The organism is Arthrobacter sp. 10T416 (genome assembly GCF_056394165.1).
The window spans coordinates 94,602-111,041 of sequence record NZ_JBFTHI010000008.1; the positions used below are offsets into that span (position 1 = coordinate 94,602).

Here is a 16,440-nt window from a genome sequence, read left to right on the forward strand (position 1 = left end):
GCGCTGGCCGTTTTAGTAGCGGTAGTGCTCCGGCTTGAACGGTCCGGCGACGTCGAGGTCGAGGTAGGCGGCCTGTTCCTTCGTCAGCTCGGTCAGTTCCGCGCCGAGGGCGTCCAGGTGCAGGCGGGCGACCTTCTCGTCGAGGATCTTCGGCAGCACGTAGACCTGCTTTTCGTACTCGCGCTCACCCTCCGGCTGGCCGGCCTTGGTGAAGAGTTCGATCTGCGCGATGGTCTGGTTGGCGAAGGAGTTGCTCATCACGAACGAGGGGTGGCCGGTGGCGTTGCCCAGGTTCAGGAGGCGCCCCTCGGACAGGACGATGATGGAGTGGCTGTCCTGGCCGGTCGCGGCGTCGGCCTCGAAGACCCATTCGTGCACCTGGGGCTTGATTTCGACCTTCTTGATGCCCGGGATCCGGCCCAGTCCGGCCATGTCGATCTCGTTGTCGAAGTGGCCGATGTTGCCCACAATCGCCTTGTCACGCATGCCGGCCATGTGCTCGGCCATAATGACGTCCTTGTTGCCCGTGGTGGTGATGAAGATGTGGCCTTCGGCCAGCACGCTCTCCAGGGTCGCCACCTGGTAGCCGTCCATCGCCGCCTGCAGCGCGCAGATGGGGTCGATTTCGGTGACGATCACGCGCGATCCCTGGCCGCGGAACGCCTCCGCGGCGCCCTTGCCGACGTCGCCGTAGCCGCAGACGACGGCGACCTTGCCGCCCATAAGGACGTCCGTGGCGCGGTTGATGCCGTCCGGCAGGGAGTGGCGGATACCGTACTTGTTGTCGAACTTGCTCTTGGTGACGGAGTCGTTGACGTTGATCGCCGGGAACAGGAGCTTGCCCTGCTCGGCGAGCTGGTAGAGGCGGTGCACACCGGTGGTGGTTTCCTCGGTGACGCCCAGCAGGCGTGAGCCGATCCGGGTCCACTTCTGCGGGTCCTTCTGCAGCGAGGCGCGCAGCACGTCAAGGAATACACGGCCCTCTTCGGACTCGTCGTCCGCGGTGGCCGGGACGGCGCCGAGGGCTTCGAATTCGGCACCCTTGTGCACCAGCATGGTGGCGTCGCCGCCGTCGTCGAGGATCATGTTGGGGCCCAGGTCCGGGTTGGCGTCGGCGCCCGGCCAGGTCAGGATCTGCTCGGCGGTCCACCAGTATTCCTCGAGAGTTTCGCCCTTCCAGGCGAACACCGGGACGCCCTGGGGGTCCTCGACGGTGCCGGGGCCGACGACGACGGCGGCCGCGGCCTCGTTCTGGGTGGAGAAGATGTTGCAGGATGCCCAGCGGACCTCGGCGCCCAGGGCGGTGAGGGTCTCGATGAGCACGGCCGTCTGGACGGTCATGTGGAGGGAGCCGGCGATCCGGGCGCCCTTGAGCGGCTGGCTGGCTCCGAATTCCTCGCGCAGGGACATCAGGCCCGGCATCTCGTGCTCGGCGAGCCGGATCTGGTGGCGGCCTGCCTCGGCCAGGGAAATGTCGGCGATTTTGTAGTCGAACGTCATGGGGTTCCTTTGTGGTAGCCGGAATGTAGCTGAAGGGACTGGAAGTGGTTCGGCGCCGCAGCGCCCGGCGATGGGCCCGCGGCGGGAACTACTCTGCGGCGTGCCGGGGTGCGCCCTCGCGCCGGCCGCCGTCGGGCTGGCCGCCGTCGTGCTGATCCGACGGCGCCGCGGTGGCCGCTGCCAGCAGTTCCGGCGGGAGCAGCAGCGGGATGCCGTCCTCGATCGCGTAACGCGGCGTCACGCCGTCGGCGGCAGGGGATGTGGCGACGAGCTCTTCACCCTCCTGGACCAGCGCCGATCCCGTCACCGGGCAACGCAGGACAGACAGCAGTTCGGGACTGATCTTTGGCATGGTGAGGGCTCCCTGGGGGCGGCGCCGCTGGCGCCGGTGGCGTACGGAAATATCTGTTCCCAGCCTACCGCCATGTCCGCGGTTCAGGAGGGTTCGCGCAGGACGCGCAGGTGTCCCCGGCGGGTTCCCTCGGCCGCGGCGGGGGCCTCAAGCGCCGGATGCGCGGCACGCTGGCCCTGGCCCGGTTCGGGCGCTGCGGGCCGTGCGGCGGCCTCCCGAACGGCATGCGCGAGGGCCAGCAAGTCATCGGGTCCGGGGCCGGCCGGCGTGGCGGGCATGGCCAGGCGCAGGACTTCCCAGCCCCGCGGCACTGTCAGGGTGCCGGCATGTTGTTCGCAGAGGTCGTAGCAGTGCGGTTCGGCGTAGGTCGCCAGGGGGCCGAGGACGGCCGTGGAATCGGCGTAGACGTACGTCAAGGTTGCCACCGCCGAATTGCGGCAGGCTGACCTTGAACATTGACGAATTGCACCCACGACATCACAGACTACTCCCCCGCGGCCCTGCCCGGGCGCATTGACGCGCGGTGCGGCCCGAGCCGGCGGCCGGACCGCTGCAACGGCAGGGCATCCGCGGGCCGCACACGCGCCGGCCGGCAGCCGGGCGGCGCGTCCGGGGGGCGCCATATCGCAGAAACCAGACGCCGGGTTTAGAGTCGAGTTATGCAGTCATCGCACCATGATTCCGGCTTTACGGTCCGGTTGGCTGACCCCGGCACCGGCGGCACCGCCCTGGGGAAGGGCTTCCGGCAACGCCGCAGGAACCGGCACGGCCGGGGCCTTCGCGGAGAGCTGATGCTTCCAACACTGCCCGGCTACCGTACGCGGTCGGACCGTTTCGACGACTTTGTCCTGGATTCGGCTCAGCGCCTGCATGACATCTGGGGTAAGCCGCTGGACGGTGTCCGCTTCGCGGTGGATGAGATCCCGCCAGGCCTCGAGCAGCTGGTGGCCGAAGGCGCGCCGGCGCCGATGGGCGCGTACGCGCCGGCGACCGCCGAGGAAGGCCCGGTGATCACCCTGTACCGCCGGGTGGTGGAGCAGGCCTGCGGCAGCCGCGAGGAGCTCCAGGACCTGGTGCACGACGTCGTCGTGGAGCGCACGGCCGAGATGCTCGGCGTGCCGCCCGAGTCACTGGACCCGGTGTACCGGCGCCGCTACTAACGGGCCGTTTAGTACCCCAGGGTGACGGGGACCTGTTCCTGGCCTGCCGCCCCGGGCGTGACCGGGATGCTCGAAATGTCCGAGCCGCCATCCTTCTGCAGCAGCACGGCCCCGTAGGCTGCCTCCCCCGACGCTGAGACTAGGTAGCCCACGAGCGGTGCGCCGTCGATGTCTCCGGGGATCCGGACCGAGGCAGTGGTTCCGCCGGCGATGTCGGCGGAGGCCGCCGGGTGGATGGTGCCGTCGGCCGTGATCGGCGCGTAGGAGATCGCCGCCCTCCCGTCCGGTGCACCGAAGACGAGGAACCGCTGGCCGGACCGCGGCACTGGGACCACGTGCTGGCTGGCGAGCCGGGCGGATGAGGGCGCCCAGGCGAAGTCAAGCGCGTCCTCGGCTTTGAGCCCGCGGGTGACCCGGGCTGCTGCCGCGAACGAGACGTCCGAGCTGGCCGAAACCGTGTAATGCCCCGCCGGAACGCCGGCGAGTGAAACCTGGGTCACGGCACCGGCTTTCGCGGTCACCACACCGCCGCCGGGCAGCGGTTTCTGGCCGTCGCGTCCGAAGAGTTTGACTTCCACGACGGCGTCCGCGGCGCCGGGCACGGTGATCTGCAGGGCGGGTGTGGCGTCGGCAAAGCCGGATTTTCCTGCGAGGTCGGCCAGCCCGGCCGGGCTTTGGATGTCGATCCCGGAGATGACCTGCCGGGTTGTCGGGGCTGTTCCGGGGGTGATGAAATCCACGCCGCCCGGGGTCAGCCCGCGGAGGACGCTTTGCTGGACGACGGCGGCCACGGGGCCGCCGGTGCTGCGGACCCGCAGGCTCAGCTGCTCCTGCCCTGGCGCCAGGCCGGCGAGGATGATCGAGCGGGTACTGCCGGGGGCGACCAGGAGTCCGCGGCTGCCGGGGGCGTGGATGGGGCCCTTGGCGCCGAAGAGATCGATGCTGACGGTGGCGGGCGTGCCGGAGGCGTTGCTGAGGCTGAGGACGGCGGTGCGGCCGAGGGCCGTGTTGGCGCCGACCAGCCAGAGGTCGTTGGCCGGGCGCTGGCAGGCGGCTGCCGCCGTGCCGCGGAGATCGCCGTCGGTGGCCGTGTAGCTCAGGACGGCTCCGGCGGAGGGCTGCTGGTTGCCCTGCGCGTCGGCGCTGAGGACACTGGGGGCGTCGACACTGCGGTCCGGCACCACACCGGCCTTGGGCGTGGGCGCGGAGGCTGCGGGGGCTGGGCTGGGGGCCGGGGCAGCCGACGCCGACGGGACGGGTTTGGCGAGTTCCACCACGGGGTTCCCGGTGAGTGCGGCGAGCCGGCTTCCGGGCAGGTTGCCGGTGCCGGTGCTGAGCACCATGGCGCTGACTGCCGTCCTGGCGGTGGCCGATTCGGGGCTGAATTGCGGGTCGGTCCCGACCGGTGAGCCCTGGATGAGGCGTGCCGGTCCGGGGCAGATATCAACACTGCTGCCGGCAGGGACGGCGGCTAGCGGCGGGTTCAGTTGCCGGGTGCCGGGGCCCTGCGGGGCAAGGGCGGCTGCAGCGACCAGGCCGCCGCCGGCGCCTGCGAGCACGACGGCGGACAATATCCCTCCGACTGTCCGCGAAACACGCCGTAGCCGGGCTATCCCGGGTACTCCGGCGGCGGCACGCGGGGCGGTGCGGCCGCTCCGGTCCCGCTTGGTGTCGGCGGGCCCGGACAGGTCGGCCGGTTTGGCCGGTTCCGCCGGTGTGGCCGGATTCTGGTCGTCATGCATGCTGATGTTCCTTACGCAGCGAGCCTTCGTCCCTGGAGAGCCCGGTGTTGGGTCGGCGCGCGGGCATCGGGACGGCGAGCAGGACGGTCAGTCCGATCACGATGGACTGGGCAATGCCGGTCCACAGGGCCCACGGGTTCTCGTACCGGATACTGAGCCGGCCGCCCTGGGCGGGGAGGGTGAAGGCCTGGGCCCAGTCGGAGGTGGTGGAGGTCAGGCGCTTGCCATCCAGCCAGGCGCTCCAGCCCGGGTCGGCGCGGTCGGCCAGGACCACCAGACGGCCCTCCGGTCCGGACGGAACGGTGGCGTCGGAGGCGACGGCACCGGCGGGGAGGAGCCCCACCGTGGTACCGGCGCGGTTGATGATCCGGACCCGGTGGGCGACGTCGGCGGCCTTGGTTGCCTTGTCGTCCAGGGGGCTGATCCGCCAGAGCCAGCCGGAATCGGTCTGGCCCACGGCGACGAGTCCGGGGACGGCGTCCATCCGGCTCGCGGTCAGCTCTGCGGAGGTGTCGCTGGCTTCCAGCACCACAAAACCGACGCCGAGCTGTTCGAGCTTGCGGCGCGGGTCGACGCCCTGGCCGGCGGCGATCGTGGCGACGACGCTGCGGATCGAGGCCGCAACGGCGTCGTCCTCGCGGACCGTTTCCTCTCCCGGTGCGCCGATGACAGGACGGGCGGAGGCGATTGTGGAGAGGTCATCCAGCCGTGTGCCGGCCCCCCGCATCAGGGCGGCCGCGAAGGTGCCGTTTTCCTGCGCGGAGATGACCAGGGTCCGGGTCTGCTCCGGCCCCTCGCCACGATCAATGGCCGTCGCCGGGAGGGTGCGGGCCTTGCCCGCCTGCACCAGCCGGCGGGAGCCGAGCGCGGCGCTGGCGTCCGGATCGGTGCCGGTGCCCGCCGTGGCACCGGCAATGCTGCCGGCGTCGGCGGTGTCCGCGGTGGTGCCCGCGGCGGGGTCCCCGCCGGCTGCCGTGGCGAGGGCCGGCGGGTCGGACTGCAGCACGTTGTGCGCCGCCCACGCGGCCAGGCCCGCCACCGGGGCGGCGAGCAGGAGCGCGGTGGCCGCGATGGCGGTGCCGCGGATCAGGATGGTGCGGGCCAGGGCGGCTTCGCCGGTGCCGTCAGCGGCGTCGAGCAGGGCCTCGGCGCCGAACAGCGCCGCGCCCAGCAGCGCAAAGACCGCGGCGGAGACGGTGGGCCCGGTAAAGGGGGTGACGAGGACGTCGGCGCTGGCGCCCGTGGCAACGTGCCCGGCCAGCCAGCCGCCGGCCAGCATCACCAGGGCGCCTGCCCAGAGGCTGCGGGCAAGCCGCGGCCGCCGGCTGGTGCCGTGCCGGCCGGGAAGGAAGAGGGCGGCGAGGGCCAGGAGCAGGACAGGCAGTCCCAGCAGCAGTGCCAGCAGGAGCGCCCACGGGACGGGCCCGGGGCCGAAGGCCGCCAGATCGGCGAGTCCGGCGCCGGACTCAAAGCGCAGCGGCTGTCCCAGTGCCTGCTGCCAGAGCGGCGCCGCGTCGAAGCCGAGCGGCAGGCCGGGATCGGCCAGCAGCGCGCGCGGCCGGTCGACGGCCGAGATGGCGAAGGGAAGGAACAGGGCGAGGCTGGGCAGTAGGGACCACCAGATGGTGCGTCCGCGGCGCCGCAGCAGCACACCGCACAGCGTCACAACGACGACGGCGGGCAGCAGCAGCGATGGCGCCGCGGCGGTGACTACGGCCAGTGCCAGGCCCGCGGCCGCGGCCGCGGTCCAGGACGGGGTGCCGTTGATACCGGGTTTGGCGGGCGGGGCCTCGGTGAAGCGCCGCTCCCCCGGGGCCGGAACGGCAAAACGTCCGCGGCCGGGAGCGGATCCGGTGGCGCGCAGCAGGGCCAGGACCAGGAGGGGCATCATCACATGGGCCACCAGCGCACCCAGGCGCCCCTGGTTGAGGGCGACCTGAAGGGCGGGGGCGCCGGCCCAGACGAGGGCTGCGGCGAGGCGCAGACGGCGCCGGGCGGTCAGGGCGCCGGCGGCGAACCAGGCCCCCAGCGCGGACAACGGCATCGCCAGGAGCAGCAGCCACGCCACGGCGCCGCTGGCATTGCCGCCGCCAAGAACGCCGAGCACCCACAGGACGTAGCCGAAGGGGTCGCCGTGGCCGGGCAGCCCGGCGCCGAGGGCGATCCACCAGCTCGAGGCGTGGTTCCAGATCTCGTCGAGGCGGGCTGAGACGGGAATCAGGGCGCCGCCGGTCACGGCTTCGGCCCGGAAAAGGCTCAGGAGGCCGACGAGTGAAGCCGCCGCGGTGACCAGCAGGGCCAGCAGGGCGCCGTTGCCCACCCAGCCGCGTTCGGTGGTGCCGAGGGCCGCGAAGTCGTCCGCAGAATCACCGCTGGGCTGCTCGCCCAGCGCGTCGTGCCGGGCGGAGTCGCTGGCATCATCCGATCCCAGGGCCTCCATCAGTGAGCGGCGGTGGGCCCAGACCTCGCGCCGGGGTGTCTGCAGGCCCTTGATGACGGACCGGCGGATGCGACGGGTGCGGGCGGCGTTGCGGCGGCCGCGGAATACCGCGGCGGGCCGGGCCAGTGCACCCAGGGTTGCCAGGAGTTGCGAGAATCCGTGGCCGGGGTCCTTGACGGCGATGCTGAGGACAAGCTTGAAGAGACTGCCAAAGAGGGCGCCGACGGCGTGCAGCGGGACCTTCCATGCGGGGGCGTGCTTGAGCCGGAGGTGGACCTGGGCCTTGCGGGCCGCCGTCGCGTTCCCCAGGGCCTGCGGCCGGTGCGATACGTGGAACATCCGGGCGCTCGGTACCACCACCACCCGGTGGCCGGCGAGCCGGTTGCGCCAGCAGAAGTCGACGTCGTCGCCGCTGCCGGGCAGGGCGGGGTCGAAGCCGCGGAGGTCTTCCCAGACGTCACGGCGGACCAGCATGCCCGCCGAGTTGACGGCGAAGGTGTCGCTGCGGCCGTCGTACTGGCCTTGGTCGAGTTCATCGGCTTCGATCAGGGTGAGGCGTTCGGCCCAGCGGCTGGTGGAAAGTCCGACGTCGATCAGCCGCCGTCCGGCGTGCCAGTCCAGCTGCTTGCAGCCGGCCACGGTCACTGAGGGTGCCCGTTCGACGGCGTGCAACAGTTCGGCGAGGGCCTCGGGGTCCGGCGCTGAGTCGTCGTGCAGCAGCCAGATCCACTCGGCACTGGCCGGTCCGGCGTCGCCGCGCCAAGGGGCAAGGGCCTTCAGCCCGGCCTGGACCGCGCCGCCCATGCCGCTGCGGGTCTGGTCGTAGACGGTGACGTTGGACTGTCCGAGGGCCTGCCCCAACAGTGCCGCCGAGTGGTCTCGGGATCCGGTATCAATGCCGATGACCGCATCCGCCGGGCGCGTTTGCCCCGCCACTGCCGCCAGGGTCCTGGGGAGATAGTCACCACCGTTGTGGGCTACCACAACGGCGGTGACCCGTACTTCCTGAAGAATTAGACTGCTCGCTTCCTAAGCCGGCGGCGTTCCCGCTCGGAGAGGCCGCCCCAGATGCCGAAGCGCTCGTCGTTGGACAAGGCGTACTCCAGGCACTGCGAGCGCACGTTGCACGCACCGCACACCTTTTTGGCGTCGCGGGTGGATCCGCCCTTTTCCGGGAAGAAGGCCTCCGGGTCGGTCTGCGCACACAGCGCGTCCGTCTGCCATCCCAGTTCGCCTTCATCGTCGAAGTCCTGCTGGGAGGGAAGTCCGATCCACACCGGCTGGGCGGTGGTGCCGGAATGCAGGGTCTGCAATTCCATTGGCGGGTCGAGCGGATCATGGTCCGACTCCGGGTTTCCCGCCAGAAGAGCTTCGTGGGCTGCGAGGAAGGCCGTGGCCTGGTCCTGCAGTGAATCCTGGGTGTGTTCGTTGTACCGCTCCGCCGCATCCGGATCGGCCGGGTCTACGTACCAGTCGCTCGGCACCCCGCGTGAACGGTATTTTGCCGTCGCCTGGCCGGCGACAACTTCGTCTTCATGGATACGCGCTGCAAGCCCCATCGGCGTTCCCTCTCTGATTTTTACAGCCCTTGCCTGACCCTCGGACACTCGGTTGTGTGCCGCCTGATGCGCATGGGCTTTCGATACCTAATTACACGTGTGTAAGTATCCGGGAGTCAAGCCGCAGCGGAGATAATAATCAAGTTCCGGGGAATTGCCGGGGCACGCCACGCCCGGGAGTTTTGCGGGCTGTTCCGCGGGATGACGCGAAATTGACAGCCTACTGAGTACTTTTTGGAAGCTTTTTCGCCGTTTCGCGTGCAATTACGCCAACTTTTCCGGCCGGGCGCTCCACCGCCGCCGGCGGGTCCGCGGCCGCGGGGGTCAGTGCTGTGACCGAGATCACGCCCGCGGCCCCGTGGCAAGATGATCGGATGAACATCCCTGCATTGAACCTCATGGCAGACCTTCGTTCCGGACAGTCGACCTCACCCCGGCTGACCTGGTACGGCCCCGACGCGGAGCGGGTGGAACTTTCCGGCAGGGTCCTCGACAACTGGGTGGCCAAGACCAGCAACCTGCTGCAGGACGAGCTCGATGCCGAACCCGGCACCCGGCTGCGGCTGGACCTGCCGGCGCACTGGAAATCGGTGGTCCTCGCGCTGGCGGCATGGCAGCTTGGCATGGAGGTGGTGCTGGACGCCGCGGAGGCCGATCTGCTGGCCACCGCGGAGCCCGGTCCGGCGGCCGCAGAGGGCGGGTTCGACGCCGTTGTGGCAGTTGCGCTGCCGGCCTTGGCGATGCGGTGGTCCGGCGGGTTGCCGTCCGGGGTGCTGGACTATGCCGCCGAGGTGCGCAGCCACGGGGACGTCTTTATGGCCCACGTTGACCCGGAGGCCGGCCGCGGGGCTGTCCGCGGCGGGTCCGGGACCCTTTACACGCACGCCGAGCTGCTGGACGGGTTCGCCGCGTCAGCGTCCGCGCCTGCCGGGGACGGGGAACGCCTGCTGGTCCGGGCGGCGGAGGGGCTGGAGTCAGTCCTGGCGCAGGCCCTCGGGGCGTGGCAGCGCGACGGGTCCGTGGTGCTGGTCCACCCGGACGTCGCCGTGACGGACCGTCTGCTGGGCGACGAGCGCGTCAGTCGGAGCTGACGGCCGCCGGATCAGCGGTTCTCGGGTGTGCCGGACGGGTCGGCTTCGTGGACCGGCTGCCCCGGTACCTTGACGCCGGCCTGGCCGTGCTGGTGCCGTTCGATGATCTCGTGGTCGTGGGAGAACTCCGGCTCATCATCGAGTTCCTTGTTGAAGACAAGGAAGCGGTAGGCGAAGAAGCGCACCACGGTGGCGACGAGGATGCCGACCACACCGGCGAGGAACAGCATGTTCTTGTCGGTGATGCCCATGCCGTACTTGGCCAGGGCGGTGAGGCCGGTGGAGATCCCGATGCCGATGCCGTTGATGAGGACGAACATAACGAACTCGCGCAGCACGTTTTCCTGCCGGCGGTGGCGGAAGGTCCAGAAACGGTTCGCGACCCAGGAGAAGATCGTGGCGACCGTGGCGCCGACAAACCGGGCCTTGGCTTCACTGTCGGACATGGCGCCGTGCATCAGGTAATACGTCAGGCCGTTGTCGATGACAAAGGCGACACCGCCGACGGCGCCGAACTTAGCGACCTCGCGCCAGAAAAGCGAGGCCAGCCCGCGCGCACGCTCTGCAAGTGTGTTAATCATGACCCTCCGTGGCCCGTAGTACCTGGCGGCCGTACGGCCAACATGCCATTTTAGCGCCGATTTTCGACGGCGCGCTTCCAGCTGGCCCTATTCCATCGGTTGCCGCCCGGCGGGACACGCCAAAAAAGACGGCTGTTGCGGCGGCCGCGGCGGCCGGGGGCCGCTTCCGGTGCGGTATTCGGTAGGCTGGGGGATGTGACTTTTCCAGTAATCGGCGTCGTTGGCGGCGGCCAGCTCGCCCGCATGATGGCCCCTGCCGCGACCGCCCTCGGCTTCGAACTGCGCGTCCTCGCCGAGAGCGGGGACGTTTCGGCGGTCGCCGCCGTGGCCCAGGCCCCGGTCGGCGACTACACCGACCTCGACCACCTGCTGGAGTTCTCCCGCGGGCTCGACGTGCTCACCTTCGACCACGAGCACGTCCCCACCGCCCACCTGCGGGCCCTGATCGATGCCGGCGTCAACGTCCATCCGGGACCCGATGCCCTGGTCAACGCCCAGGACAAGCTGGTGATGCGGGCCGCGATCGACCGGCTGGAGCTGCCCAATCCCCGCTGGTCCGCCGTGGCCGGCGTCGAAGACCTCATTACCTTCGGGGACGACGCCGGCTGGCCGGTGGTCCTCAAGACGCCGCGCGGCGGCTACGACGGCAAGGGCGTGCGGATCGTTGCGTCCGCGGCCGACGCCGCCGAATCCGCTGACTGGTTCGAGGCCATGTCCCCGCTCCTGGCCGAAGCGAAGGTCGACTTCAGCCGCGAACTCTCCGCCATGGTCGCCCGGACCCCCGACGGCGAGACCCGGGCATGGCCCGTGGTGCACACCGTCCAGGTCGACGGGGTCTGCGATGAGGTGATCGCCCCCGCACTGGAGATCCCGCTGGAGGTGGCCGCCGCCGCCGAGGACGCCGCAATCCGGATCGCCAACGAGCTCGGCGTCACCGGCGTGATGGCCGTGGAAATGTTCGAAACACCCGGAGTCGGTGCGGGCTTCCTGATCAACGAACTGGCCATGCGCCCGCACAACACCGGGCACTGGACGCAGGACGGCTCGGTCACWAGCCAGTTCGAACAGCACCTGCGCGCCGTCCTGAACCTGCCGCTGGGCGCCACCGACCTGCTGGGCCCGGTTGTGGTGATGAAGAACTTCCTCGGCGGCGAGAACCAGAACCTTTTCTCCGCCTACCCGGCGGCCCTCGCCAGCGAACCGGCCGCCAAGGTCCACTGCTACGGCAAGGCCGTGCGGCCGGGCCGGAAGATCGGCCACGTCAACCTGGTCGGTACCTCGACGGCCGACGTCGATTCGGTCCGCCAGCGGGCGGGCACAGTTGCCAACATCATTCGGGACGGTCGGGCGTACAGCGGCACGGCCACCACCGCACCCGGAACCACCGAGGAGACCGCGTGAACGCCAGCACCGAAACCCCAACGCCGCCCTCAGGGTCCGCCGCCAACGGAGCGGCTCCCATCGTGGGTCTTGTGATGGGCTCAGACTCCGACTGGCCTGTGATGGAAGCCGCCGCCGAGGCCCTGGCAGAATTCGGCATTCCCTTTGAGGCAGACGTCGTCTCCGCCCACCGTATGCCCACGGAAATGATCCGTTACGGGCAGACGGCCCACGAACGCGGCCTGCGGGTCATCATCGCCGGAGCGGGCGGTGCCGCCCACCTTCCGGGCATGCTCGCCTCGGTCACACCCCTGCCCGTCATCGGGGTGCCCGTGCCGCTGAAAACCCTGGACGGGATGGACTCGCTGCTGTCGATCGTGCAGATGCCCGCCGGTGTGCCGGTGGCCACGGTCTCCATCGCGGGTGCCCGCAACGCCGGTCTCCTGGCGGTGCGGATGCTCGCCTCGGGCACCGACGAGCTGGCCGGGCGGCTGAGGTCCGACCTGATGGACTTTGCCCAGGAGCTCAACGACGCCGCCACCCGTAAGGGCGCGAACCTGCGCAGCAAGGTGGCCGAGGTCTTCTCCGCCGAAAACTGCGTCACGCGGGGCGGCCGGTAGGTATCCCGTCCATGAGCAAAGGTTCCACCGCTGCACCGCACCAACAGCAGCCGCCCCGGGGTGCCCTGACCAACCCGGTCCGCTACCCCTCGGGTGCGGGACCGCGGGTCCTGGTCAAACGCGCCCTCCTGCTGATCGTTATGACGCTCCTGGTCCCCGGCAGCGCCCAGATCGCCGCGGGAAACCGCCGGCTGGGCCGCAACGCCCTGAAGGTCACGTTCACGGCCTGGGTGCTGCTGGCCATCGCACTGGTCCTGCTGCTCGCCTCCCGTTCGACGCTGATCAACATCATCGCCAATGCCGCCGCCTCGCTGGTGCTGGTCATTGTGCTTGTGGCCCTGGCCGTGGGCTGGGCGGTGCTGTTCCTCAACACGCTGCGGCTGATCCGGCCGGGACTGCTGGAACCGCGTCCTAGGGCCGCCGTCGTGGTCGCCCTGGTCCTGGCGATGGTGCTCAGCAGCGGCAGCCTGGGCTACGCGGCGTACCTGCTGAACGTCGGGCGCGACGCGATCGGCACGATTTTCGCCAACGGGCCGGCTATGGAGCCGTCCGAGGGCCGCTACAACTTCCTGATGATGGGCGGAGACGCCGGCGCGGACCGCACGGGCCGCCGCCCTGACAGCCTGTCCGTGATCAGCGTGGACGCCAAGACGGGCAAGTCCGCCATTATTTCCATCCCCCGCAACCTCCAGAACGCCCAGTTCACCGCCGACTCCCCCATGCGCAAGATCTACCCGGACGGCTACAACTGCGGCGACGAGTGCCTCATCAACGCCATCAACACCGAGGTCACCAACAAGTACAAGAAGCTCTACCCCGGGGTGGAGGATCCGGGCGCACAGGCCACCCTGGAGGCGGTCTCCGGCACCCTCGGCATCAAGGTCCAGGCCTACGTCCTCGTGGACATGGACGGCTTCGCCAAACTTATCGACGCCATGGGCGGCATCCGCATCAAGGCCGGCGGCTGGGTGCCGATCAGCGGGCCCACCACTGACGAGGCCCACGGCATCCACGGTATGCCGCTGGGCTGGATCCCGGCAGGCGATAACAAGCTGGACGGGTTTCATGCCCTCTGGTACGGCCGCTCCCGCGAATTCGTGGACGACTACGCACGGATCGCCCGCCAGCAGTGTGTCCAGCAGGCCATGCTCAAACAGCTGGACCCGGCAACGCTCCTGGCGAAGTTCGAGGACATCGTCAAGGCCGGCACCAAGGTGGTCGACTCCAATATTTCCTCGAGCCAACTGGGCAGCTTCGTCGACCTTGCCATGAAGTCCAAGGGCCAGCCCGTGAGCCGGCTGACCATCGGACCGCCGGACTTCGACGCATCCTTCTCCACCGTCCCGGACTTCAACAAGATCCATCAGGCCGTGGACAAACTTCTCGCGCCGGCCCCCGCCCAGGGCGCGGCCGACGATTCCCTCCGGCAGCCGGACGCCCTGCCCGGGCAGCTCTCGGCAGCCGGCACGCTGCCGGGCACCTCGCCGGCACCGTCGCCGACGTCGTCCGACTTCACGCCGGTGACCACCACGCCCGAGGGCGTGCCGATCACCGAAAAGATGCTCAACGACTTCAAGCGCAACGGGGACGAGCAGTCCATCCGCAACCTGGTCGCGACCAACGGCCAGTGCGCCCCGCTCTAGGGCGTGCCGCAGCATCCCGCCCGTCCCGCCGGCTCCCGCCACACCCTCCGCGAGCAGATAGGTATTCCGTGTACGAACTTGAGAACGTCCTCCGGCCCTACGCGTGGGGTTCCACCACAGCGATCGCGCGGCTGCTCGGCCGGGCCGAGTCCGGAGGCCCGGAGGCGGAGCTGTGGATCGGGGCCCACCCGGACTCCCCCTCCGTGGCCCTCACCACGACGGAGGGGACGGACGCTGCGGGGGCAGGGCACGACGGCGGCCGGCGGCCGCTGGACGAGCTGATCGCCGGCGACCCGGAGCACTTCCTGGGCGGCGACAGCGTGGCCCGGTTCGGTCCGCGCCTGCCGTTCCTGCTCAAGGTCCTCGCCGCGGAGCACCCGCTGTCCCTGCAGGTGCATCCGACCCTGGAACAGGCAAAGGCCGGTTTCGACCGCGAGGAAGCTGCCGGCGTCGCCCGTACCGCCACGGAGCGCAACTACAAGGACGACAACCACAAGCCGGAGATGATCTTTGCGCTGACGCCTTTTGAGGCACTGTGCGGGTTCCGCCCGGCGGCGGACGCGCGGGCGGTCTTCCAGCACCTGGTGGACTGCTTCGACCTGGCCGGGATTGAGGTTCCGGACCTGCTTCCCCGGCTGCTCGGGGATCTGGCGCGCACGGACGAACCCGCTGCCCTCCGGTTCGCGTTTGAACGGCTCATCGCCGGCGGTGACGACGTTGCCAAGGCGACGGCCGCCGTCGTCGCCGTGCTGGTGTCCGGGGCACCCCTGGGCGCGCACACGGCGGCCCTCTCCACGGTGGTCAATCTCGATGCGGAGTACCCCGGGGACCCGGGTGTGCTGATCTCGCTGCTGCTGAACCGGATCTCGCTGGCGCCGGGCGAGGCCGTGTATCTGCCGGCCGGGAACGTCCACGCGTACCTGCACGGGCTCGGGATCGAGGTGATGGCGTCCTCGGACAACGTGCTCCGCGGCGGGCTGACACCGAAGTTCATCGATGTGCCGGAGCTGCTGAAGACCATCGCTTTCGAGGCCGTGGGTGTCCCGGAGCTCAGCGCCGAGGCCAGCATGCTGGGCCAGGAGCTCTACCGGCCGCCGTTCGAGGAATTCTCCCTGCAGCGCATTGAACTCGCGCCCGGCGCAGAGCCCGTCCCGCTGGCGCAGGCAGGGGCCGCCGTCATCATCGTGGTGTCCGGCGCGGTCCTGCTGGACTCCCCCAAGTCCGGCCTGCACCTGGAGCGCGGCGCCTCCGCGTTCCTGCCGGCCGCCGAGGCGCCGGTCAACGTGCACCCCGCCGCCGGCGCCACCGGGCCCGCCGTTGCATTTGCCGTTACGACCGGATTGAGGGCCTGACCCGTGGACTACTTCCTGCAAGGCCCCGACTGGGCCAACGTCCAGCGTGCCCTCGGCCGCACCGTACATGAACAGTCCGGAGAGGGCTGGCGGTTCCTGGCCGTCGAGGAGACCAACGCGGCCGGCAAGGTGCTCTACGCCCCGTACGGCCCGCTCGCCGAATCCCTGGCCGCGTTCGACGCCGCCCTGGCTGCGCTGACGGCGCTGGCGCGCCGCTGCGGGGCCATGGCCGTGCGGCTGGAGCCGGTGAGTGCCGGCTTTGCCACCGCCGACGCCGGCACCGTCCTGCGCAGCCGCGGCCTGCGGCCCGCGCCGGCGAACCTGCAGCCCGAGCTCAGCTGGATCGTGGACCTGGATGGTGACTTCAAGGACGTCCTGGCGGACATGAAGCCGGTCAACCGGAACCTGTACCGGAACATCCACAAGAAGGGCGTGACGTTCCGGTCCAGCCAGGACCCGGCGGAGATTTCCGTGCTGCTGGAGTTCCTGCACATGACGGCGGCCCGTAACGGCTTCAAGCCGCAAAGCGACGGCTACCTCACCGAGGTGGCCCGCACCCTCATGCCGGCCGGCGCCGCCACCTTGTTCATTGCCGAGCTGGAGGGCACGCCGATCGCCGCGGCCCTGGCCTATGACTCCGCGGACACCCGGACCTACGCGCATGCCGCGCTCGATGACACCCACCGGAAGCTCAGCGCGGGCATTCCGCTGCTCGTGACACTGATGGCCGATGCCAAGGACAAGGGTCTGGCGCACGTGGACTTGTGGGGTGTGGCCCCGGCGGACCAGCCTGACCATAAGTGGGCCGGATTCACGGCCTTCAAGAAGTCCTTCGGCGGCCGCGAGATCGCCTACCCCGGAACGTGGGACCTGCCGGTCAACAAGCTGCGCTACAGCGCCTACCAGCTGGCCCGCGGGGCGGCACAGGCCGCGGGCAGGCTCCGGGCCAAGCTGCGCCGGTAAGGCCACGGGGGCTCCGGGCTCAGGTAAGACGGCGGACGCACGCGTCGGCCGGCTTAC

General features: G+C 70.2%; 14 protein-coding genes. 7 read left to right on the plus strand and 7 right to left on the minus strand.

What is annotated here, in order from left to right; genetic code table 11:
- Positions 1 to 12 precede the first annotated feature (12 nt).
- From ahcY to AC1DBE_RS10405, 3 genes are all read right to left on the minus strand, one after another.
- Positions 13 to 1,500: an adenosylhomocysteinase gene (ahcY, locus tag AC1DBE_RS10395; RefSeq protein ID WP_476970447.1), complete on the minus strand. Its 1,488-nt coding sequence runs from the start codon at positions 1,498 to 1,500 to the stop codon at positions 13 to 15.
- Positions 1,501 to 1,588: 88 nt separating this feature from the next.
- Positions 1,589 to 1,852 (minus strand): hypothetical protein, encoded by a 264-nt coding sequence (locus AC1DBE_RS10400; protein WP_476970448.1) that lies wholly within the window; start codon positions 1,850 to 1,852, stop codon positions 1,589 to 1,591.
- 83 nt (positions 1,853 to 1,935) lie between these two features.
- On the minus strand, positions 1,936 to 2,325 hold the full coding sequence (locus AC1DBE_RS10405; protein WP_476879298.1) for a DUF3499 domain-containing protein: 390 nt from the start codon (positions 2,323 to 2,325) through the stop codon (positions 1,936 to 1,938).
- Positions 2,326 to 2,511: 186 nt separating this feature from the next.
- On the opposite strand from AC1DBE_RS10405, the gene AC1DBE_RS10410 reads away from it, so the two are divergent.
- On the plus strand, positions 2,512 to 3,012 hold the full coding sequence (locus AC1DBE_RS10410) for a metallopeptidase family protein (protein WP_476970449.1): 501 nt from the start codon (positions 2,512 to 2,514) through the stop codon (positions 3,010 to 3,012).
- Between the two features lie 8 nt (positions 3,013 to 3,020).
- Here the strand turns inward: AC1DBE_RS10410 and AC1DBE_RS10415 are convergent, their stop codons facing one another.
- From AC1DBE_RS10415 to AC1DBE_RS10425, 3 genes are read right to left on the minus strand one after another with little or no spacing between them, the layout of a single operon-like run.
- Positions 3,021 to 4,754, minus strand: coding sequence for a DUF5719 family protein (locus AC1DBE_RS10415; protein WP_476970450.1), 1,734 nt, complete (start codon positions 4,752 to 4,754; stop codon positions 3,021 to 3,023).
- Positions 4,747 to 8,208 (minus strand): glycosyltransferase family 2 protein, encoded by a 3,462-nt coding sequence (locus tag AC1DBE_RS10420; RefSeq protein ID WP_476970484.1) that lies wholly within the window; start codon positions 8,206 to 8,208, stop codon positions 4,747 to 4,749. The genes AC1DBE_RS10415 and AC1DBE_RS10420 overlap by 8 nt, the downstream gene beginning before the upstream one ends.
- The gene (locus AC1DBE_RS10425; RefSeq protein ID WP_476903669.1) at positions 8,208 to 8,753 is read right to left on the minus strand and encodes a WhiB family transcriptional regulator; all 546 of its coding nucleotides are present in this window, start codon (positions 8,751 to 8,753) and stop codon (positions 8,208 to 8,210) included. The genes AC1DBE_RS10420 and AC1DBE_RS10425 overlap by 1 nt, the downstream gene beginning before the upstream one ends.
- Positions 8,754 to 9,127: 374 nt before the next feature.
- On the opposite strand from AC1DBE_RS10425, the gene AC1DBE_RS10430 reads away from it, so the two are divergent.
- Positions 9,128 to 9,844, plus strand: coding sequence for a TIGR03089 family protein (locus tag AC1DBE_RS10430; protein WP_476970451.1), 717 nt, complete (start codon positions 9,128 to 9,130; stop codon positions 9,842 to 9,844).
- A gap of 11 nt (positions 9,845 to 9,855) precedes the next feature.
- Here AC1DBE_RS10430 and AC1DBE_RS10435 read toward each other — a convergent pair whose 3' ends face one another.
- A complete protein-coding gene (locus AC1DBE_RS10435) occupies positions 9,856 to 10,425 on the minus strand; it encodes a GtrA family protein (RefSeq protein ID WP_476879304.1) in 570 nt (189 codons plus the stop codon).
- A 195-nt stretch (positions 10,426 to 10,620) separates the two neighbouring features.
- On the opposite strand from AC1DBE_RS10435, the gene AC1DBE_RS10440 reads away from it, so the two are divergent.
- The 5 genes from AC1DBE_RS10440 (at position 10,621) to AC1DBE_RS10460 (ending at position 16,383) form a co-directional block, all read left to right on the plus strand.
- A complete protein-coding gene (locus AC1DBE_RS10440; RefSeq protein WP_476970452.1) occupies positions 10,621 to 11,826 on the plus strand; it encodes a 5-(carboxyamino)imidazole ribonucleotide synthase in 1,206 nt (401 codons plus the stop codon).
- 74 nt (positions 11,827 to 11,900) lie between these two features.
- Positions 11,901 to 12,425, plus strand: a complete 525-nt coding sequence (purE, locus tag AC1DBE_RS10445) for a 5-(carboxyamino)imidazole ribonucleotide mutase (protein WP_476970485.1) — start codon at positions 11,901 to 11,903, stop codon at positions 12,423 to 12,425.
- A gap of 11 nt (positions 12,426 to 12,436) precedes the next feature.
- The gene (locus AC1DBE_RS10450; protein ID WP_476970453.1) at positions 12,437 to 14,068 is read left to right on the plus strand and encodes an LCP family protein; all 1,632 of its coding nucleotides are present in this window, start codon (positions 12,437 to 12,439) and stop codon (positions 14,066 to 14,068) included.
- A gap of 68 nt (positions 14,069 to 14,136) precedes the next feature.
- Positions 14,137 to 15,420 (plus strand): mannose-6-phosphate isomerase, class I, encoded by a 1,284-nt coding sequence (manA, locus tag AC1DBE_RS10455; RefSeq protein WP_476970454.1) that lies wholly within the window; start codon positions 14,137 to 14,139, stop codon positions 15,418 to 15,420.
- 3 nt (positions 15,421 to 15,423) lie between these two features.
- Positions 15,424 to 16,383, plus strand: coding sequence for a lipid II:glycine glycyltransferase FemX (locus AC1DBE_RS10460; protein WP_476970455.1), 960 nt, complete (start codon positions 15,424 to 15,426; stop codon positions 16,381 to 16,383).
- Positions 16,384 to 16,440: the final 57 nt, after the last annotated feature.